Here is a 17,890-nt window from a genome sequence, read left to right as displayed (position 1 = left end):
CTCGCGGACCTCCACCGAACTCTGAGGAATCGCCATGACCTTGACCGAAACCGGCCGCCTCCAGGCGCCGGCCGCCTCCGACATGACCCGCGCCAGCGCCCGCTTCGGGATCGCCTTCACCGTCTGCCAGTTGCTCGTGATGGTGGCGATGACGGTGTTCGTCCTCCCGCACGCCGGCTCGCCGACCGACCCCGCGATCGAGCGCGGGCAGAACGTCCTCGACGCCGCGCAGCTGTACCGCATCGGCAACTTCGCCTTCATGGCCGCGGGCACGCTGCTGCTCGGGTTCCTCGGGGCGGTGTACGTGCAGCTGCGGCGGGCCGACGGCAGCGGGGCCCTCGCCACCGTCGCGGTCGCGGCCGGCGCGCTGCTGGCGCTGATCTGGCCGCTGGGCGGGATGCTGCACGACGTGGCCCTCGAGACCGCCTCCGCCGGGGCGGACCTGCGGATCCTCGCGGGGTGGGACTCGGTCGCGCCGTTCGGGCTGGCGTTCTCGGTGTTCGCCCGGGTGTTCTTCGTGGGGTCCATCGCGCTCGCGCTGCGGGCCGGCGGCAGGAACCCGTGGCTGGTCCGCGCGGGCGTCGTCATCGTCGTGCTCAGCCTCGCGGGCAGCGCGACCCTGGTGGCGGGCGCGATGTTCCCGCTGCTCGCGGTGAGCACCCTCGCGTTCGAGTTCTGGGTCGGCGTGGTCGCCTGGCGCTGGCTGCGCGACGATCGGTGACGGACCCCGCTCCTGGCCGGTGACGCGCCGGCCAGGAGCGGACCGGTCCGCGGCGTTGCCGGATCAGACGACCGAGCCGCGGTCCACGTCCCAGTACTCGAGGCCCGCCGCCTCGAAGCGCTGTTCGAGCTCCTCCTGACCGTGCGCGACCTTGAAGTCGCGCTCCGCCTTGGTGATGGGCAGCAGCCACAGGAACTCGACGTGGCGTTCGCCGACGTCGCACAGCTCCAGCTCCGGCCCGAACGGGTACGGCAGGGAGACCAGCAGGTGGTCGCAGCGGGACCCGGGCAGCCACGGCTCCCCGATCGGGACCGTGTGGCCCAGGCCGAGCTGGCCACCGCGGTGGTAGTACACCATCATCGCGAGCAACTCGACCGCCCACGGCGTCGCGACCGGCGTACTGAGGACGAACTCCAGACCGTCGTCACGCTCGGCGGTGGCCGCCCAGCCGCCCGTCGACACGTACTCCCACAGCCCGCCCGGCCCGGCGGGCGCGACCCGCAGCACCCGGAAGTGCGGGTTCACGGCCCGGATCGGCCCCACGTCCCACGTCAGCACCTCAACCCGACGCGGGCTGAAGAACCGCCGGACGTGCTCCTCCAGCGCACCGCACACGTCGTCGCACGGCGGGAGATCGACCACGCCAGCAGCCTACGGCTGGGGCATGCGGTCGTCAGCGCCGAACTCGCCCGGGAAGGTGTCGAACCGGCGCGCCACCGCGGCCCGGATCAGCCCGGCGTCGTCGCCGAACGGGCCTGAGCAGGCGTTGTACTTCGCGTAGAGCTGCCAGCCGAGGTACTCGTCGGCGTGAATCTCGCGGATGACGACGGCGAGGTCGGGCAGGTCGAACTGGTCCGCGCCGAGGGCGGCGTTCTCGGCCGACTCTGGCGAGAAGCCGTTGGCCTGTGTCTCGCATGACCAGGCAGTGGGCGTCGCCGACGAGGAACACGATCACCGCGGCCGGGGCGGTGTCGCAGCGGAAGGCCGACTCCGGGCCTGCCTCCGGGGAGTAGTAGACGGCCGCGAGGTCGTCGTCCGGGTGCACCTCGCGATGCTCGCCCGGATCGCCGAGCGGGCGGAACCAGCAGGTGGTCACCGAAGCCAGCGGAGGGCGGCTTCGGCGGTGTCGTCGGGGGTGCTGTTGAAGGCGATCGCCGCCGCCGGGGCGTGCCGGCGGACCAGGTTGACGGCCTGTTCGAAGAGGAGCAGGAGGGGCTCGTGCTTGCGGATGCCGCCGCCGACCACGACGCAGGTGTAGGGCTTGGCGGTCAGGGCCTCGGTCATCGCGGTGGCGGGGTCCTCGTCGGGGGCGAGGAGGCACAGGTCGGCCTCGATGCCGAGCTCGGCGAAGCGGGCCTGGCCGCGGGCGATCGCCGCCACGACGGGCTCGGGGTCCCAGCCCGGGATCCGTTCGGGGTCGAGCCCGATCACCAGCACAGGTCCCCGCGACACGTCATCCACGACCCCGATGTTGCCACAGGTTCGTGCGATGATCGCGCTGTGCGAACGGCATCGAGGTTCACCGACTTCGCGGCGAGGGAAGCGCGGGGTGTTTCGCCGGTGTACGAGCGGCTGTGCCACGCCATCGCGCGGGACGCCGAGGTCGTGGCGCTGCTGGAGACGGTGCCGGAGCCGAAGCGGCAGCCGAACCTGCTGCTCGGCGTGGTGCGGCTGCTCGGCGGGCCGGTGGACGATCCGGGTGCGTTCCACGACTTCACGGTCGCGAACTGGGCCGCGGTGGAGACCGAGCTGCGGCGGCGGGCCACGCAGACGAACGAGGCCGGGCGGTGCGCGCTGCTGCTGCCGGTCCTGGCCACGCTGCCGCAGCCGCTGGCGCTGCTCGAGGTGGGAGCGTCGGCGGGTCTGGGGCTCTACCCGGACCGGTACCGCTACCGGTACAACGGCGGCGACGTCATCGGCGAGGGCGGTCCGGTGCTCGACTGCGCGCTCACCGGCACGGCACCGCCGGAGCGGCTGCCGGAGGTGGCGTGGCGGGCCGGCATCGACCTGAACCCGCTCGACGTCACGGACCCGGCCGACGTCGCCTGGCTGGAGGCGCTGATCTGGCCGGAGCACCAGCACCGCCGCGACCGGTTGCGCGCCGCGGCCGCCGTCGCCGCCGCCGACCCGCCCCTGCTGCGCCGCGGTGACCTCGTTGACGACCTGCCGGGCCTGGCTGCGCAGGCGCCCGCCGGCGCGACCCTCGTCGTCTTCCACACCTCCGTGCTCTACCAGGTGCCGTCGGCCCGCCGGTTGGCGTTCGCGGATGTGGTACGGCGGCTGCCCGGCCACTGGATCGCCGTGGAGGGCGCGGACGTCCTGCCGTACGGGCGGATCCCGGACGAACCGGACGACACGCTGCACAACGTGCTGGCCCTCGACGGGCGGCCCCTCGCGTGGACCAGGGCGCACGGTCAGGCGATGACCTGGTTCGGCTGAAGCCGGGTCCGCACCACCAGGTCGTGCAGCGCGTCGACCGCCGCCGGGTCCGGGCGGTCCGGCAGGTGTGAGGCGTCGCGGGCGGCCTCCAGCTCGGCGCGCAGGCGCGGGACGTCCGCGGCCAGGTGCGCGGCGGCACCGTCGGGCAGCGGCCCGTGCTCGGCCTCGCGCTTCGCGGCGATCAGGTCCGGCACGTAGGGCAGATCGGCGCCGAGCACGCCCAGGTCCGCCTCGACCTCGCCGGTGCGCATGAGGTGGATGCCGGTCAGCAGCACCCGCAGCGTGTACAGCGCGGGCTTGAGCTCACCGGTCCTCGCGTGCAGCCGCTCCTGGGTGGCGGCGAAGCCGAGGTAGTGGTGCGCGTGGTGCCGGGTGACCAGGCCCGGCGCGAGTGCCTTGAGCGCGGCGTGCACCGGGGTCGTCACGACCACGAGCGGCGACAGCAGCTGCTCCAGGACGTAACCGTTGCGGCTGGTGAGCATCTTCGCGACCTTCAGCAGGTCGTGGCTGACGACGTCCAGCTCCACGCCGTCGCGGACCCCGGCGTGCTGCAGCGTCTGCGGCCCGGTCCGCAGCCCGACGACCTCCTCCGCGGCGAGCAGGTGCGCGCCGCGCAGGTCGAGATCGGAGTCGACGGACGCGAACCCGTACAGGTGCGCCCCACTGACGGTCGCGAACACCAGCGGCCGCGCCAGCCCGCGGGCGACCTCCCCCGCCCACGCGGGCACCTCGATCGTCACGACGGCTCCCGGGCGAGGGCGGCGGTCAGGAGGTCTCTGGCCTCCTCGTCGAACGCGACCAGGCGCACGCGCTCGACCGACGTGCGGGTGGTGCGCAGCGTGTCGACCGCGATCCTGGCCGCGGCGGCGGGCGGGAAGCCGTAGACGCCGGTGGCGATGGCGGGGAAGGCGAGACTGCGGACCCCGAGCTCGTCGGCGACCGCCAGGCAGCGGCGGTAGCAGGAGGCGAGGATGGCGGGCTCGTCGTACGCGCCGCCGTCCCAGACCGGACCGACGGTGTGGATGACGTGCCGCACGGGCGGGTCGAGCGCGAACGCCGGCGTGGCCTTCGCGTCGCCCGGGTCGCACGGGGCGATCGCCGCGCCCGCCTCCGCCAGCCGCGGCCCCGCTGCCTGGTGCACGGCCCAGTCGACGCCGCCTCCGCCGAGCAGCGACTCGTTGGCCGCGGTCACGATCGCGTCCACCTGCTCCTCGACGATGTCCCCGAGCACCACCTCGATCTCCACCACCGCATGATGCCATCCCGCCGGGCCGGGCAAGGGTCGGCGGAAGGATTGCCGAAGGTTCGGCGAAGGTCGGCGGCCGACAGTGGCCGTCATGACCCGCCACCGCAGGCGGGCATGACGGAAGGAAGTCAGCGATGACGATCGTCAGCAAGCGCATGCGACTGGTGTACGCCGTGACCCTCGCCGCCGGTGGCGTGGTGGCGGTATCGGCACCGGCCCACGCGGCGGACGGGGACTGGGAGCGCCTCAGCAGTTTCGCCACCGGCAGGGTGGCCGCCGTGCCGGCGCCGTACACCAGGAACGACGAGCAGGTCGTGACGGCGGTGTACGACGACATGGCCTACAACGGGCGATGGATGTTCACGCCGCTCGGCAGCGACAGGTACACCATCCAGAACCGGTACAGCAACCAGTGCCTCGACACGCAGGGTGGTCTCGCGACGACGGCCGGGACGCCGGTGGTGCAGAACCCGTGCGACTCGACGACGAGCCAGAGGTGGGTCCTGACCCGCGACAACGGGCTGCAGATCTGGCGCATCACCAACGACCTCTCCGGGCTGTCGCTCGCGGTCGAGACCGGGGCGGATGCGAACGGTGTCGGGTTCGTCCTGGCCAACAACGCGCCCAACAACACGAAGCAGATGTTCCAGAAGTGGTGAGGTGAGGCCCGGCTTCCTGCACGGCGGTCAGGTCAGGCGGCCGTGGAGGAAGCCGGTGATCTCGGCGCGGGCGGCCCTGGCGTGCGGGACGACGCCCGGCATGCTGAGGAACGCGTGCGGGGCGCCGGCGTGCTCGGTGAGCTGCGCCGGGGTGCCCTGTTCGCGGAGGCGGCGGGTGTACGCGCGGCCCTGGTCCGCCACGGGATCCAGGGTCGGCACGACCACGAGTGCCGGGGGCAGGCCGGCGAGGCTTCCGGCGTACAGCGGCGACACGGCCCTGGCGTCGGCGCCCTCGGGCACGGCGAGCCGGCGGAACAGCCGCAGCTGCGGCACGGTCAGCGTGGGGCTGTCCGCGTGCTCGGTCATCGACGGGTAGTCCAGGGCGGTCTCGGTGAGGTCGACGCACGGGTTGACCAGGACCTGCGCCCGCAGGGCGAGGCCGGCGTCGCGGGCGCGGATCGCGGCGAGGGCGGCCACGAGCCCGCCGGCGCTCTCGCCGAAGACGGCGGCGCGGGCGGGGTCGACGCCGAGCGCGGCCGGGTGGTCCAGGACGTGGCGCAGCGCGTCCCAGCCGTCGTCGACGGCGGCCTCGAACGGCACCCCGGCGGCGGCGAGGCGGTGCTCGACCGACACGACGACCGCGGGCAGCCGCGCGGCGAGGTGGCTGTTGATCCAGTCGCTCTGGACGGCGGTGCCGACGAACCCGCCGCCGTGCACGTGGAGCACGAGCGGCAGCGCACGCTCGGCGTCGTCGGTCGCCGGCCGGTACACGCGAATCCGCAGCGACCTGCCGGGCAGCGGCAACTGGTGCCAGTGGATCGTCACGCCGCGGGCGGGGAAGCCGGTGACGACCCGGATCAGCGGCGCGGACCGGCGCCGGTTCTCCGCGGTCCGGAACGCGTCCAGGTCCTCGGCCGGCATCGCCAGCCAGTCCGGCTCCTTGCGCAGCGTCTGCAACACCCGGATGCCCAGCGGTGCTCTCATGGCACGCCCCCTCAATTACGCTACTCGAAGTATCGATACTAGGAGTAGCACAACTGGGTATGGTTTGGCCATGCCCGCTTCCACCAGACCGCCCGGCCGCCCCCGCACCGGCGTCGACGCCGCCGTCTTCGCCGCGACCCTGCGCACGGTCCACGAGCTGGGCTACGCGCACGCGACCGTCGACCGGATCGCCGCCGCGGCGGGCATCGCGAAGACCACCGTCTACCGCCGCTGGCCGTCCAAGGGCGCGCTGATCACCGCCTGCCTGGTCGACGCGTTCGGCCCGGTGCCGCTGACCGGCGCCGACCGGTCCGCCGTCCTCGCCAACGCCATCCGCTGGATCGCGGCGAAGATCGGCGAGCCGGGCGTCGGCGCCGCGTTCGCGGGCGTGTTCACCGACGCCGTCAACGACCCCGCGCTCCGGCAGGTGCTGTCCACCCACCTGCAGGACCCGTACCGGCTGGTGCTCCAGGACGCCCTCGACGAGCCGGAGCACCGCGTCCTGTTCTTCATCGACGTCGTCGTCGGCACCCTGCTGCACCGCATGGGCATGACCGGCGAGCCGATGACCACCACCGACGTCGACGCCCTGGTCGACATGGTCCTGCGCGCACTGGGCTAACGGCCCTCGTCGAGCGCCTGCTCCACCCCAGCCGCCCGGGCCCGCTTCACCTCGCGGGCAAGCGCCCAGACGTCCGCGACCGGGCCCAGGTGCGTGAGCTTGTCGGGGTTGACCACCGAGCGGATCGTCTGGATCCGGCCGTCGAGCACGTCCAGCGACACCGTGCCGGCGACGTTGCCGTTCCGGTCCCGGAACACGGCGCCGGGCTGCCCGTTGATCTCGCACTGCTCGACGCCCAGGTCGGCGCGGAACACCGCCGGGAAGTACGCGGCGAGCAGCCGCGCCACCTTGTCGGCGCCGAAGATCGTGTTGGCCAGGGCCGGTGCCTTGCCGCCGCCGTCGCCGACCATCTGCACGTCGGCGGAGAGCAGCTCGCGCAGCGCGTCGACGTCGCCGTCGTGGAGGGCGTCGAAGAACCGGGCGGCGAGCTCGTCGCGTTCGCGGCGGTCGGCCTCGAACCGGGGCCGTCCGACGTCCATGTGGCGGCGGGCCCGCACGGTGAGCTGCCGGCACGCCGCCTCCGACCGGCCGACGGCGGCGGCCACCTCACCGAAGCCGAACCCGAACACCTCCCGCAGCACGAACACCGCCCGTTCCAGCGGCGTCAGGCGCTCCAGCAGCAGCAACGCCGCCATCGACACGGAGTCGGCGAGCTCGGCGGCGCGTTCCGGGTCGTCGTACGGGTCGGCGAGCAGCGGCTCGGGGAACCACTCCCCCACGTACGCCTCCCGCCGCACCCTCGCAGAGCGCAGCACGTCGATCGAGATCCGCGTGACCACCGCCGACAGGAACGCCTTCGCCGACGCGGGCCGGGTGCCCGTCTGCTCGTAGCGCAGCCAGGTCTCCTGGACCGCGTCCTCGGCCTCGGCGACGCTGCCGAGGATCCGGTACGCGATCGAGAACAGCAGCGGCCGCAGCTCCTCGAACTCCGCCACCTTCGTCATGCCACCGCCTCCTTGAAGCCCTGCCGCCACGACGGGTACCGCAGCTTCCAGCCGAGCTCCCGCTTCGCCTTGGCGTTGGAGAAGCCGCGGCCCTCGACGAGCGCGCCGACGGCCATGTCCCCGGCGACGAGCTTCGCCAGCCACACCGGTACCCGCCGCGGCGGCTTGGCCCCGACGCACTCCGCCAGGTACGGCAGCCACACCGCGACCGGGGCCGGCTCGTCGTCGACGATGTTGAAGATCCCGTGCGCCCGCCGCTCGACGGCGAGGACGGTGGCGGCCGCGGCGTCGTCGACGTGCACCCACGAGAAGTGGCCGGTGCCGCGCCCGACGATCGGCACGAGCCGCTTGCGGACCAGGTTGACCTGGTCGTCGTGGGAGCCTGCGCCGTAGAAGCCGCCGTAGCGCAGGACCGCGCCGCCGGCCGCGACGACCGCCGACTCGAGGTGGTTGATCGCCTTGGTCCCCTCCACGACCACGAGGGGGTCGTCCTCGGTCTTCACCCAGCCGCCGTCGCGCCCGCCGTTCATGCTCGCGTGCCCCTGCGCCACGATGTGCGCGCCGCCGACTGCCTCGGCCGCAGCGAGCAGATGGTCGATGCCCTCGCTGCGCAGCCGGTTGGTGAGCGCGAAGAACCGGTCGGGCCGCCGCGGGTTGGGCTTGCCGGAGTGCCCGGGCGACAGCGCGGTCATCTGGTGCACGATCGCGTCCGGCGCGGCCGCCGCCACCGCCTCGCCGACGGCCGCCGCGTCGAGCCCGTCCATCACGACCCCCTTCGCGCCGAGCCCTTCCAACAGCCCGATCTTCGCCACAGTCGTGGTCGTCGCGGTCACCTGATGCCCGCGCGCCACCAGCAGCGGCACCAGCCGCCGCCCCATGACCCCGGTCCCGCCTGCCACGAACACTCGCATGACACCGTCCTCCTCGTCCGCTTTCCTCTGTACTCCTCACTGGGACGAGACAGCCCGCCGCCCTGTGACACCGCAGCCGCCCGGCGTTTATGCGACCGTGATCCCGGAACGGGACGCGGAGGGCGGCGGCGGACACGACGTTGGTGATGGATGACGACGACCGACTGTTGTGGGACCGGGCGCGGGCCGGCGACGCCGCCGCGTTCGGTGACCTGTACACGCGGCACGCGCGGCAGGTGTACACCTTCTGCTTCTGGCGGACCGGGGACGCCGCGCTCGCCGAGGACCTGAGCGCCGCGGTCTTCCTCGAGGTGTGGGCGGCGCGCGGCCGGACCGAGCTCACCAAGGCCAGCCTGCTGCCGTGGCTGCTCGGCGTGGCGCACAACCTGGTGCGCAACCAGTGGCGCTCCAACCGGCGGCGGCGGGCCGCGCTGGCCCGGCTGCCCCCGCTGCGCGACAGCCCCGACCACGTCGAGGACGTCGCCGCCCGGATCGACGCGGAGCGCCGCATGGCCGCCGTACGGCAGGCCTGTGCTCGGCTGCCCGAACGCGAGCTGGCGGTGTTGCAGCTGTGCGCGTGGATGGGGCTCAGCCCGCCGGACGCGGCCACGGCGCTGGGCATCCCCGTCGGGACCGTCCACTCCCGGCTGTCGCGGGCCCGCGCCCGCCTGCGCCGCGAGATCGGTGAGGACGGCGCCCGCGGACACGAACCTGTTGACATCTCTGGAGGACTCCGATGAGGCCCGAACCGCCCGCCTTCCCCACCGACCGGCTCCTCGCCCGGAAGGAGCAGGTCATGACCGCCTTTCTCGACCTGCCCGCAGCCGCGCCGCGCCCGCGCCGGGCTCTGGTCCTGACCGGCGTCGCCACCGCCGCCGTCGCCGCGACCGCCGTGGCGCTCGTCGTCGCCCAGCCCGCCGCGAAGCCCGCGTACGCGCTGACCCCGAACGGTGACGGCTCGGTGACGTTCACGATCAACGACACCAGCGACCCGGCCGGCGCCACCGAGGCACTGCGGAAGGCCGGCATCCACGCCGTCGTCCTGCCCGGCCACAAGCCCGGCGAATGCCCGACCGACCAGCGCGGCACCCGCGACGACCGCACCTGGTCGACGCTGGCCACGGCGTTGCAGAGCTTCGAGTACCGCCGCACCCACCCCGAAGCCCTGCACAGCGTCGTCATCCAGCCCAACCGCATCCCACCCGGCGCGATCCTCGTCATCGGCACGATCGAGGCCAACCTCAACGGCGAGCGGCGGATCGTCGTGTACCCGGAGCTCTTCACCGACCCAGGACCAACCTGCTACGAGACCGACTTCAACGCCGACAAGCTCCTCCGCATCGAACAACAACTCCGCTCGTCATGACCGCGCCGCCGCTTCAGACCTTCAGCCGCGGTGCACGGGGTTCCGGCGCGGACGTGCGGCAGGCAGGATGTCAGCCGTGACAGAGGATGATCCACTCGCCGACCTGGTCCTGGAGCACTGGAGCGCGAGCACCCTCCCGGTGGGGTCGCGCACGAGCCCGGGGACGGCGTTCTTCTACAACGAACTGGTGGCGTCCACGCCCGACGGTGAGCAGGTCCGTGAATGGTGGCTGACCGCCGACCGGTTGACGCGTACCAAGGTGGGCGAGGTGCGGCTGCGGCCCGAGCTGGTCGAGCCCACCGGCGCCGCGTCGGACTACCTTGCCGTGCCCGACTTCGAGCAGATGTGGGCGCGGCGCGCCGGGGTGGCGGTGACAAGCACGTCGTTCCTCCACGAACACGCGGCGAGGAAGGGCTGGTCCTGGTCGACCACGCAGATCACCGACGGCGCCGTCGCCAAGGCCGAGCACGTCCGCGCCGTCGATGCGCAGCCGCGCGGGGCGTACGCCCTGGGCCACGTCACCCAGGAGCTGGGCGAGCCCGGCGAGGCGCGACCGCTGGCGATCGCCACGTCCAGGATCGCCCGGGACCCTGACGGCGTAGTGCGCTGGCAGGGGACGCTGCCCGACGGGTTCGCGGGCGGCCCCGTCTTCACCGTCGACCAGCGGGGCGACCGCGAGTTCGTGCTGCGCTGCCTGGGCCTGCTCGAATCAGCCGACCGGAACCCGACCGTCCTGACGTTCGACACGATCCACGCGCTCATCGAGAACCTCGTACAGCCGAAGCGCAGCTTCTTCCGCCGCCGCTGAGCGCTGCCGGCCGCAGACGCAACCGGTGCGCCGTCAGGTGTGGGCGATGAGCATGCCGCCGGTTACGGTGTCGCTCAGGTGGTGCAGCAGTTCGATGTCGGTGTGGAGGCCCGCTTCGGTCAGCCATGCGGCGACTCGCTCGATCGGGCGGCGGTGGACGTGCACCTTCATCGGGTGGCCGCCGTAGCCCTCGGTCTTGAGTGTCGTGGTGTCGCCGACGTAGAAGCCGACCAGCACCACCCCGCCGGCCCGCAGCACGCGCCGGAACTCGCTGAACGCCTGCCGGACCGCGTCGTCAGGCACATGAATGATCGAGAAGAAGGCGAGGACTCCCTGCACCGACCCGTCGGCGAGGTCGAGGCTCGTCATCGAGCCCACGTCGAACCTGATCCCAGGATGGTCCCGCCGCGCGACCTCGACCATGCCCGGGGACAGGTCCACACCCGACGCGTCGAGGCCCAGTGTTCGCAGGTGGGCGGTGACTCGGCCGGTACCGCAGCCGACATCGACAACAGGGCCACCTCCGGCGCTCAGCACCAGTTCCGCGAACATCGCCAGCACGTGCCGCACCACGGGCTGCTCGTCCAACGCGTCCTTCAGCATCTCCGCGTAACTGACCGCGACCGTGTCGTACGACGCCCGCGTGTCTGTCATCCAGTCCGGCTCCACGCCGGCCGACGCTACTGCACGATCCGGAAGCCCGGCACCTCGATCTCCCATTCGTCGACCGTGGCCTCCGGGCCCTCGCCCGGTTCGAGGCCCTCGGCGTAGAAGCCGAAGAACTCCACCAGCGCCCGCTCGCCGAGGTTGAGCGGGTGGAACGGCAGCGGATAGTCCTCGACCGGGTACGCGCCCGCCCAGTACGGCGCCTCGAACGGCAGGCGGTCGCCGATGTCCTCGATGATGCCGAAGTCGGGTGCCACGCTCAGGGAGCGCACGAGCCGCCCGTCATCCCACACCGCGAACGCCACCCAGTCGACGACGCTGTGCATCGCGTGCAGGTACATGCGGCGGCCGGCACCGGCGGCCACCAGGTGCTCGGTGAGCAGCGACGGCCGTTCGACCGCGATCCGCTGGTCGCAGACGAGGTCGAGGCCGGGCACCGCCAGCGCGCACACGGTCCCCTCCGGCGGATACATGGCCTCCGCCAACGTCCACGGCTCCTCGTCAGGGCCGGGTTCGATGCTGAGGTCCGGCCACAGGCGTCGTACCAGCGCGGCGGCCGCATCCGGATCGGCCGTCCGCACGCCTTGCAGCGCCTTCGCCACCTCGCCGTCGCTGTAGGCGAGCGCCGCCGTCTTCGCGCCCATGACTCAGACCTTCTCGGGGTAGGCGGTGGCGAAGACGGCCCGCTGGGCCGGGGTCAGCGAACCGCGGGCCTGTTCGACGAGTTCTTCGCCGTCTTGAATGCCGTTCGGGTAGCCGGCCTCGGCAGCGATGGTGAGCCACTTGTACGCGAGGACGTCGCCCTCGCCTTCGCCGTCGCAGAGGTGGAGCAGCGGCTCGAGTTCGCCGGCGCGGGCGAGGGTCAGCAGGTGCTGCGGTGCCGGCTGGTCCGTCATCCGCGGCATGCTACCGGCCCGCTCTGGACGCGGAGGTGTGGGCGGCGGGAATCACCAGTCGAACCTTGTCCACTCGTCGCGTGGGATGGGGCACTCGCTCGTGTCCCAGCACCGGTCGGTCCACCCCGGCGCGACCAGGACAGGGCGGCTCAGGACCAGATCTCCGGCCCGCTGCACCCGGAGTACCACGCCGAGCTGGGGCGAGCACGGGTCGGCGGACTGCGAGTACCGGATCTGCGCGCCGCAAGCCTGGGCGTGCGCGACGAACTCGTCCTCCAGCTGCGAGGGCGTCCGCCCCACGAGCCGCATTCCGGCCAGCGTCACCTGTGGACCGAAGAGGGCGTTGACGGCGACGGCCGCCAGACCGATCGTCTCGTCGTAGTAGGCGGTGACGGCCGACCCGTTGAACGCAGCGCCCATGAACCTCTCGAACCCGAACTCCGCCTGGCGCGTGCCCTTCCACCAGCCCTGTGAGCTGCCGACTTCGAGCACGCCTCGTAGCGCCGCCGTGGCCTGCTCATGCGTCATGCCGAACTCCAGCGGGCCCACGCGTTCGAGGGGAGTGAACGCCAGGCGAGGCGCTGCTGGTCGGTCAGCACGTCCCACAGGGTTGCCATCGCGGGAGTCAGCCGCGGAACGGGGGCAGGCCCAGGGCGGTGAGGAAGTCGTCCACCTTGTCCTCGACGAACGGGGAGTCGTCGGCGTCCTGGGGCTCGTCGGTGGCGAGGTACGGCAGCAGGGTGCCGGCCATGGTGTCGCGGTCGGCGTCCGGGGCGGACGGGTGAAGACCCGCCCACCAGGCGGCCAGTCCGGCGGCCTCGCGGGGAGCGTCGGTGGGTGGGCCGGCGTCGGGCATGCCGAAGTACACGCCGGGCGTGTAGCCGACGAAGGCGATGCCGGTGCCCGGGCCCGCGGGGCGGTACGTGAGCGCGGCGAAGTCGCTGTCGTGGATGTCGACGTGCAGCCACGGGCCGGTCAGCGCCCGCGCGGCGGAGCGGTCGGTCTCGGTCCAGGACTGGCCGTCGTACAGGAAACCACCGAAGAAGCCCACGGCGGCATGATCGCACGAGGCTTGACCTGGAGCGCGCTCCAGGTGTCAGGGTCGGCGGTATGGACGACGTGACGCAGGTGCCGCTGGTGCTCGGGGCTATGATGTTCGGGACGACGATCGACGAGCGGACCTCGTTCGCGCTGCTCGACCGGTTCGTCGAGCGGGGTGGGGTGTGGGTCGACACGGCGGACTGCTACGCGTTCTGGGCCAGTGAGAGCGGGCACGGCGGGGACAGTGAGCGGGTCATCGGGCGGTGGTTGAAGGCGCGGCCCGGCACGACGGTACGGATCGCGACGAAGCTCGGCGCCGAGCCGGTCGAGCCCGGGTCGTGGCCGCAGCGGCGGGCGGGGCTGTCGCCGGCCGCGGTGCGCAAGGCGTTCGACGGGAGCCTGGAGCGGCTCGGCGTGGAGCGGGTCGACCTGTTGTGGCTGCACCAGGAGGACCGGTCGGTGCGCATCGAGGACACCGTCGACGCGCTGCAGGGCCTGGCCGCGGACCGGTTCGGGGTCTCCAACCATCCGGCGTGGCTGGTGGAACGCGGTCGCGCGCACGCACAAGCGACCGGCGGGAAGCCGTTCGACGCGCTGCAGCTCAACGCGACCTACCTGCGGCCGCGGCCCGGCACGCTGCCGCCGGGGGTCGTGCACCGTTTCGGGGTGCTCAGCGACGAGCAGGCGGACTACGCCAAGGAGCACGGCATGGACGTGTGGGCGTACACGCCGCTGTTGTCCGGTGCGTATGACAACCCGATGAAGCCGATTCCCGATGTGTACGACCACCCGGGCAACACCGCGAGAATCGCCGTGCTGGACGCGGTGGCCGCCGAGACCGGGGCCGCGCGCGGTCAGGTGGTGCTGGCGTGGCTGCTCAGCCACGGGCTCCGGCCGATGCTGGGCGGCAGCAAGGTCGACCAGCTCGACTCGGCGCTCGACGGCGTCGCGCTCACGCTCAGCGCCGACCAGCTGGCCCGTCTCGATGCCGCCGACCGGTTCGACTGGGCCGACCCGTACGCCGGCCAATGAAACGCTACAGCCGGTCGAACGCTACAGCCGGTCCAAGGTCAGGTCGAAGTCGGGCTCGAGGAACCAGGCGTCGGTCAGCGTCAGCTTCCATCGGCCGACCAACACGTCGAGGGCTTCGACAGCGGGGTTGCGAACCGGGATCTCCTAACGGTCTACAGTGTCGCCGTGTCAGAGTCAGTCTGCGTGACGGCGGCGGTCAGGATCGAACATTCCCGGCTGCGGGCGTACCTGAACGCGCCGGTCGAGCCGGCGTCGGCCTGGTCGCCGGCGGAGTGGGCCGGCGTCACCGATGGGCAGGAGGACCGGGACGAGCTGCCCGCCGCGATCGCCGAGTGCGACTCGTGGCTCGACGGCGACCACGCCGACGTGCTGCTCGACCTCGTCCAGGATGGCTTGCTGCTGCGGTACGACGAAGCCACCGCCGCGCTCGTCGTCGAGTTCGAGTCGCGGGCCGACTTCCGGCTGCCGACGCTGCTGTGGGCGTGCACGGTGCTGCGCGGGATGGCGGCGTGCATGGCGGACGGCGACCGCGGCGTCGTCACGGTGACGGCCGACTGGCGCGATGACAGCGTCATGATGGAGCTGACGCCGGGCGGTTCACGCTTCCTGGCGCCCGGCGCGAGGGCCGAGGCCCGCAGCTGGGAGATCGACGTGCAGGCGGAGGCCGAGGACGCCGACCCGGATGAGATCATCAACCGCCTGATCGGCTGAAGGTTACCCTCCAGTAGGCTCACCGGCCATGCGACGCAGCGCCCTCATCGGCTGGATCCCGCCGGCCATCATCACCGTGGCGATCGCCGTCTATGCGGGCGGCGTCATGACGGGCCGCTGGGACCCGAACCCCACCCGCGCCGACGCCGGCGTGGTGCCGAAGGTCGACTCGACCGACCCGGAGATGCGCAAGTCGCAGGAGCTGTGCCCGTTCGTCGACCGCCGCGAGCTCCTGGACCTCCTCGAGCCGGGGGCGAAGGTCAAGGGCATCGGCACCACGTACGACCCGGGCGGCGACTCCCACCAGTGCACCGTGTCGCTGCAGTACGCGTCGCTGCGGCTGAACGTGGCGCACGACCGGCTGCGGGTCGCCGACTACCAGGGACTGTTCGAGCAGGCGCAGCCGCGGACCGTGCTGGGCCGCCCGGCGCTCTGGCTCCTCGACCCCGTCCCGATCGTGAACATCCCGCTGAAGAGCGCGTCGCTGCTCGTCGCCTGGGACCCCACCGACCCCGGCGGCACCGCCTCGATCGCGATCATCCGCGAGTCGCACGACCCGGGCGACGAGGCCCGCGCCACCCAGATCGCCGAGCGCATCCTGCCGACCCTGCCCGGCTGGCCGGGCTGACCGAGCGCCGCCGGAAATTCGGTGGCGCGGAACGCGCCCGCGGGCGTTGCATCGAGCAGGTGGACGACGCGGAGCTGAGCGGCCCTGAGGCCGGCGTGGTGGCGACCGCCCGGGCGCTGGCGAAGGTCGAGGGCGCCGCGGTGATCCTGCTGGTGGAGGGCCTCAGCGACCAGATCGCCCTCGAGGCCCTGGCCAGGCGCCGGGGCCGGGACCTCGACGCCGAGCGGGTCGTGGTGCTGCCGGCCGGCGGCGCGCACGCGGTCCCGAGGTTCCTGGCGACGTTCGGTCCGCAGGGTGTACGACTGGCGGGCCTGTGCGACGCCGGCGAGGAGCACGTCTTCCGCCGCGGCCTCGCCCGAGCGGGTATCGGCACCCCGGCGACGCGCGCGGAGATGGCGGCGCTGGGGTTCCACGTGTGCGTCGCCGATCTGGAGGACGAGCTGATCCGCGCGATCGGCGTACCGGCGATCGAGACCCTCCTGGACGAGCACGGCGACCTCGGCCCGTTCCGCACCATGCAGCACCAGCCGGTCTGGCGCGACCGCCCGCCCGAGGCGCAGCTGCGCCGCTTCTTCGCCAGCGGCTCCCGTCGCAAGCTCCGCTACGCCGGCCTGCTCGTCGAGACAGTCGCCCTCGACCGCGTCCCCCACCCCCTCGACGCCGTCCTCACCAACACCCACCCGTGACGGGATAGCGTTTGCCCCGATGTCGAAGATCCTGATCACCGCCGCGCGGTCCGCCCTCGCCACACCGTGAGCGGCCGCGGCCGTTGCGCCGGTTCGGTTACTTGCTGCAGTACAGGTAGACCCCGGCGGGCCGGGCGCTCGGCCGGCTTCTGCTGGAAACGTGTCGCGGGTTGTGGTGCGGGTGCGGATACTGCGTCGGTGACCGGCTCCGCATCGCCTCAGCTGCTCCGGCCTCGCGCGCTGAGATCCGGCGACCTCGTCGTCATCGCCTCGCTGTCCGGGCCGCTGCCCGCGGCGTACGAGCGCAACGTCGAGCAGGCGGTGGTCGTGCTCGAGCGGATGGGGTTCCGCGTGCGCCGGGCCCCGCTGCTGGAAGCAGCGCGGCACCGGTGGTGGAGCGCGGCGCCGCCGGCGGAGATCGCAGCGGAGCTCAACGGTCTTCTCCGGGATCCTGAGGTGCGTGCGATCATCGCGAGCGACGGCGGCCAGACGGTGTTCGGCTACCTCGACCTGATCGACATCGAGGCGATCCGGGCCGACCCGAAGCCGATCCTCGGCTACAGCGACATCTCCTTGCTGCACCTGGTGCTGTACGCGCGCACGGGCCTGGTCGGGTTCCATGCCGACATGGCCGTGCCCGGCTTCGGCGGCAACTGGCAGACGGTGCCGGCGACGCGCCAGGCGGAGCTCGAGACGCTGTACTCGAGGCTGCTGACCGACACCGAGCCGATCGGTCCGTTACCTGCGAGCTCGTCGTGGGAGTGCTGGCGCGCCGGGCGTGTCGAAGGCACGCTGATCGGTGGGGTGATCAACCGCATCGCACTGGTGCAGGCGACGCGCTTCGCGGTGCCGCTCGAGCGGTTCGACGGTGCCGTGTTGTTCTGGGAGGAGATGGGCGGCCTGGCGTCGTACGTGTGGAGCTACCTGCAGGTGATGCGGCACGGCGGCATCCTCGATCGGATCGCCGGCATGGTCGTGGGTGTTCCGCGCGAGATCGCCGGACTCGACTCGCCCGAGGCGTCCCCGACGCTGTCCGAGATCGTCCTCGACGTGCTCGGCGACCGTGACATCCCGGTGCTCGGCAACGTCGAGTTCGGACACGCCGGCCCGAACCTGCCGATGCCGGTCGGCATCCGTGTCGCTCTCGATGCGCGGCAGCGGACATTGTCGCTGCTCGAACCGGCGGTGCGCGGCCCGCACGCGGTGACGGAGCCGCCCAGCTGAGCACCGCTTCCCCATGGCGCCGGGAAAGGTACACCGCGACCGTCACCGGTTCCCGTGCGAAGCCGGCACCGTCGACGACGCGCTTTTCGAAAGCTTTGACACCGCCGTGAAGGTCGCCCAATACTGGCGCCATCGACACCCGTCAAAGCCGGACGCCGACCGGTTCGTCGCACGCTGCCCAAATGAGGAGGAACGCGCGCACCATGAACACGCGTAGCCGTCTGCTCGCCACCGCTGTCGCCGTCTCGGCGGCCGCGGCTCTCACCACGTTCGTCGCCTGGGCCGCCACCCCGGCGAACGCCGCGA

24 protein-coding genes are annotated in these 17,890 nt (G+C 72.5%); 12 read left to right on the top strand and 12 right to left on the bottom strand.

The annotated features are described in order from the left end of the window. Positions 1-34 precede the first annotated feature (34 nt). Positions 35-721: a hypothetical protein gene (locus tag AB0J72_RS42865; RefSeq protein ID WP_363410425.1), complete on the top strand. Its 687-nt coding sequence runs from the start codon at positions 35-37 to the stop codon at positions 719-721. Positions 722-784: 63 nt separating this feature from the next. Here the strand turns inward: AB0J72_RS42865 and AB0J72_RS42860 are convergent, their stop codons facing one another. Both AB0J72_RS42860 and AB0J72_RS42855 read right to left on the bottom strand, forming a co-directional pair. Then, positions 785-1,363: a suppressor of fused domain protein gene (locus AB0J72_RS42860; RefSeq protein ID WP_363410422.1), complete on the bottom strand. Its 579-nt coding sequence runs from the start codon at positions 1,361-1,363 to the stop codon at positions 785-787. 450 nt (positions 1,364-1,813) lie between these two features. Further along, a complete protein-coding gene (locus tag AB0J72_RS42855) occupies positions 1,814-2,182 on the bottom strand; it encodes a hypothetical protein (protein WP_363410419.1) in 369 nt (122 codons plus the stop codon). Positions 2,183-2,221: 39 nt separating this feature from the next. On the opposite strand from AB0J72_RS42855, the gene AB0J72_RS42850 reads away from it, so the two are divergent. Next, positions 2,222-3,160, top strand: coding sequence for a DUF2332 domain-containing protein (locus tag AB0J72_RS42850; RefSeq protein ID WP_363410416.1), 939 nt, complete (start codon positions 2,222-2,224; stop codon positions 3,158-3,160). Here AB0J72_RS42850 and AB0J72_RS42845 read toward each other — a convergent pair. Then, on the bottom strand, positions 3,136-3,900 hold the full coding sequence (locus AB0J72_RS42845) for a nucleotidyltransferase domain-containing protein (RefSeq protein WP_363410413.1): 765 nt from the start codon (positions 3,898-3,900) through the stop codon (positions 3,136-3,138). The genes AB0J72_RS42850 and AB0J72_RS42845 overlap by 25 nt on opposite strands. After that, complete coding sequence (locus AB0J72_RS42840; protein WP_363410410.1) at positions 3,897-4,409, bottom strand: macro domain-containing protein; 513 nt, start codon at positions 4,407-4,409, stop codon at positions 3,897-3,899. The genes AB0J72_RS42845 and AB0J72_RS42840 overlap by 4 nt, the downstream gene beginning before the upstream one ends. A gap of 131 nt (positions 4,410-4,540) precedes the next feature. On the opposite strand from AB0J72_RS42840, the gene AB0J72_RS42835 reads away from it, so the two are divergent. Further along, a complete protein-coding gene (locus AB0J72_RS42835) occupies positions 4,541-5,065 on the top strand; it encodes an RICIN domain-containing protein (RefSeq protein WP_363410407.1) in 525 nt (174 codons plus the stop codon). Between the two features lie 27 nt (positions 5,066-5,092). Here AB0J72_RS42835 and AB0J72_RS42830 read toward each other — a convergent pair whose 3' ends face one another. After that, positions 5,093-6,049 carry an alpha/beta hydrolase gene (locus AB0J72_RS42830; protein ID WP_363410404.1) on the bottom strand — a complete coding sequence of 319 codons (957 nt, stop codon included), beginning with the start codon at positions 6,047-6,049 and terminating at the stop codon, positions 5,093-5,095. Between the two features lie 70 nt (positions 6,050-6,119). On the opposite strand from AB0J72_RS42830, the gene AB0J72_RS42825 reads away from it, so the two are divergent. Next, entirely contained in the window at positions 6,120-6,671 is a 552-nt protein-coding gene (locus AB0J72_RS42825) for a TetR/AcrR family transcriptional regulator (RefSeq protein ID WP_363410401.1), read from the top strand. Here AB0J72_RS42825 and AB0J72_RS42820 read toward each other — a convergent pair. Beyond that, a complete protein-coding gene (locus tag AB0J72_RS42820; RefSeq protein ID WP_363410398.1) occupies positions 6,668-7,615 on the bottom strand; it encodes an RNA polymerase sigma-70 factor in 948 nt (315 codons plus the stop codon). The genes AB0J72_RS42825 and AB0J72_RS42820 overlap by 4 nt on opposite strands. Continuing rightward, positions 7,612-8,526 (bottom strand): NAD(P)-dependent oxidoreductase, encoded by a 915-nt coding sequence (locus AB0J72_RS42815; protein WP_363410394.1) that lies wholly within the window; start codon positions 8,524-8,526, stop codon positions 7,612-7,614. Before AB0J72_RS42815 ends, AB0J72_RS42820 begins: the two co-directional genes overlap by 4 nt. 146 nt (positions 8,527-8,672) lie before the next feature. Here AB0J72_RS42815 and AB0J72_RS42810 point away from each other — a divergent pair, with 146 nt between their 5' ends. The 3 genes from AB0J72_RS42810 (at position 8,673) to AB0J72_RS42800 (ending at position 10,700) form a co-directional block, all read left to right on the top strand. After that, entirely contained in the window at positions 8,673-9,266 is a 594-nt protein-coding gene (locus AB0J72_RS42810) for an RNA polymerase sigma factor (protein WP_363410391.1), read from the top strand. 56 nt (positions 9,267-9,322) lie between these two features. Then, complete coding sequence (locus tag AB0J72_RS42805) at positions 9,323-9,892, top strand: hypothetical protein (RefSeq protein WP_363410388.1); 570 nt, start codon at positions 9,323-9,325, stop codon at positions 9,890-9,892. Between the two features lie 76 nt (positions 9,893-9,968). After that, a complete protein-coding gene (locus AB0J72_RS42800; RefSeq protein WP_363410385.1) occupies positions 9,969-10,700 on the top strand; it encodes a hypothetical protein in 732 nt (243 codons plus the stop codon). A 33-nt stretch (positions 10,701-10,733) separates the two neighbouring features. On the opposite strand, the gene AB0J72_RS42795 is transcribed toward AB0J72_RS42800, so the two are convergent. The 5 genes from AB0J72_RS42795 to AB0J72_RS42775 form a co-directional block, all read right to left on the bottom strand. After that, positions 10,734-11,354 (bottom strand): class I SAM-dependent methyltransferase, encoded by a 621-nt coding sequence (locus AB0J72_RS42795; RefSeq protein ID WP_363410382.1) that lies wholly within the window; start codon positions 11,352-11,354, stop codon positions 10,734-10,736. 26 nt (positions 11,355-11,380) lie between these two features. Beyond that, positions 11,381-12,010 carry a hypothetical protein gene (locus AB0J72_RS42790; RefSeq protein ID WP_363410379.1) on the bottom strand — a complete coding sequence of 210 codons (630 nt, stop codon included), beginning with the start codon at positions 12,008-12,010 and terminating at the stop codon, positions 11,381-11,383. Between the two features lie 3 nt (positions 12,011-12,013). Further along, positions 12,014-12,262: a hypothetical protein gene (locus AB0J72_RS42785; protein ID WP_363410376.1), complete on the bottom strand. Its 249-nt coding sequence runs from the start codon at positions 12,260-12,262 to the stop codon at positions 12,014-12,016. A 51-nt stretch (positions 12,263-12,313) separates the two neighbouring features. After that, positions 12,314-12,790 (bottom strand): hypothetical protein, encoded by a 477-nt coding sequence (locus AB0J72_RS42780; RefSeq protein ID WP_363410373.1) that lies wholly within the window; start codon positions 12,788-12,790, stop codon positions 12,314-12,316. Between the two features lie 97 nt (positions 12,791-12,887). Beyond that, positions 12,888-13,313 carry a hypothetical protein gene (locus AB0J72_RS42775; RefSeq protein WP_363410370.1) on the bottom strand — a complete coding sequence of 142 codons (426 nt, stop codon included), beginning with the start codon at positions 13,311-13,313 and terminating at the stop codon, positions 12,888-12,890. A 59-nt stretch (positions 13,314-13,372) separates the two neighbouring features. Between AB0J72_RS42775 and AB0J72_RS42770 the strand changes: the two genes are divergently transcribed. The 5 genes from AB0J72_RS42770 to AB0J72_RS42750 all read left to right on the top strand — a co-directional run bounded on the left by AB0J72_RS42770 (position 13,373) and on the right by AB0J72_RS42750 (position 17,584). Next, on the top strand, positions 13,373-14,335 hold the full coding sequence (locus AB0J72_RS42770) for an aldo/keto reductase (protein ID WP_363410367.1): 963 nt from the start codon (positions 13,373-13,375) through the stop codon (positions 14,333-14,335). A 165-nt stretch (positions 14,336-14,500) separates the two neighbouring features. Further along, positions 14,501-15,046 (top strand): hypothetical protein, encoded by a 546-nt coding sequence (locus tag AB0J72_RS42765; protein WP_363410364.1) that lies wholly within the window; start codon positions 14,501-14,503, stop codon positions 15,044-15,046. Positions 15,047-15,074: 28 nt separating this feature from the next. After that, on the top strand, positions 15,075-15,674 hold the full coding sequence (locus AB0J72_RS42760; protein WP_363410361.1) for a hypothetical protein: 600 nt from the start codon (positions 15,075-15,077) through the stop codon (positions 15,672-15,674). Between the two features lie 59 nt (positions 15,675-15,733). After that, the gene (locus AB0J72_RS42755) at positions 15,734-16,360 is read left to right on the top strand and encodes a TOPRIM nucleotidyl transferase/hydrolase domain-containing protein (RefSeq protein ID WP_363410358.1); all 627 of its coding nucleotides are present in this window, start codon (positions 15,734-15,736) and stop codon (positions 16,358-16,360) included. 66 nt (positions 16,361-16,426) lie between these two features. Next, positions 16,427-17,584 carry an LD-carboxypeptidase gene (locus tag AB0J72_RS42750; protein ID WP_363410355.1) on the top strand — a complete coding sequence of 386 codons (1,158 nt, stop codon included), beginning with the start codon at positions 16,427-16,429 and terminating at the stop codon, positions 17,582-17,584. The last annotated feature ends 306 nt before the right edge of the window (positions 17,585-17,890 follow it).

Source organism: Dactylosporangium sp. NPDC049742, assembly GCF_040674675.1.
GTDB classification, from domain to species: domain Bacteria; phylum Actinomycetota; class Actinomycetes; order Mycobacteriales; family Micromonosporaceae; genus Dactylosporangium; species Dactylosporangium maewongense.
The sequence above is the reverse complement of the archived record's forward strand: the minus strand, read 5'-3'. Positions and strand labels throughout refer to the sequence as shown.

Bases quoted from the DNA above. Each gene is read 5' to 3' on its own strand.
- AB0J72_RS42760 (WP_363410361.1), top strand. From the start codon at position 15,075: ATGCGACGCAGCGCCCTCATCGGCTGGATCCCGCCGGCCATCATCACC.
- AB0J72_RS42785 (WP_363410376.1), bottom strand. From the start codon at position 12,262: ATGACGGACCAGCCGGCACCGCAGCACCTGCTGACCCTCGCCCGCGCC.
- AB0J72_RS42810 (WP_363410391.1), top strand. From the start codon at position 8,673: ATGGATGACGACGACCGACTGTTGTGGGACCGGGCGCGGGCCGGCGAC.
- AB0J72_RS42815 (WP_363410394.1), bottom strand. From the start codon at position 8,526: ATGCGAGTGTTCGTGGCAGGCGGGACCGGGGTCATGGGGCGGCGGCTG.
- AB0J72_RS42805 (WP_363410388.1), top strand. From the start codon at position 9,323: ATGACCGCCTTTCTCGACCTGCCCGCAGCCGCGCCGCGCCCGCGCCGG.
- AB0J72_RS42820 (WP_363410398.1), bottom strand. From the start codon at position 7,615: ATGACGAAGGTGGCGGAGTTCGAGGAGCTGCGGCCGCTGCTGTTCTCG.
- AB0J72_RS42790 (WP_363410379.1), bottom strand. From the start codon at position 12,010: ATGGGCGCGAAGACGGCGGCGCTCGCCTACAGCGACGGCGAGGTGGCG.
- AB0J72_RS42865 (WP_363410425.1), top strand. From the start codon at position 35: ATGACCTTGACCGAAACCGGCCGCCTCCAGGCGCCGGCCGCCTCCGAC.
- AB0J72_RS42780 (WP_363410373.1), bottom strand. From the start codon at position 12,790: ATGACGCATGAGCAGGCCACGGCGGCGCTACGAGGCGTGCTCGAAGTC.
- AB0J72_RS42835 (WP_363410407.1), top strand. From the start codon at position 4,541: ATGACGATCGTCAGCAAGCGCATGCGACTGGTGTACGCCGTGACCCTC.
- AB0J72_RS42770 (WP_363410367.1), top strand. From the start codon at position 13,373: ATGGACGACGTGACGCAGGTGCCGCTGGTGCTCGGGGCTATGATGTTC.
- AB0J72_RS42825 (WP_363410401.1), top strand. From the start codon at position 6,120: ATGCCCGCTTCCACCAGACCGCCCGGCCGCCCCCGCACCGGCGTCGAC.
- AB0J72_RS42830 (WP_363410404.1), bottom strand. From the start codon at position 6,049: ATGAGAGCACCGCTGGGCATCCGGGTGTTGCAGACGCTGCGCAAGGAG.
- AB0J72_RS42795 (WP_363410382.1), bottom strand. From the start codon at position 11,354: ATGACAGACACGCGGGCGTCGTACGACACGGTCGCGGTCAGTTACGCG.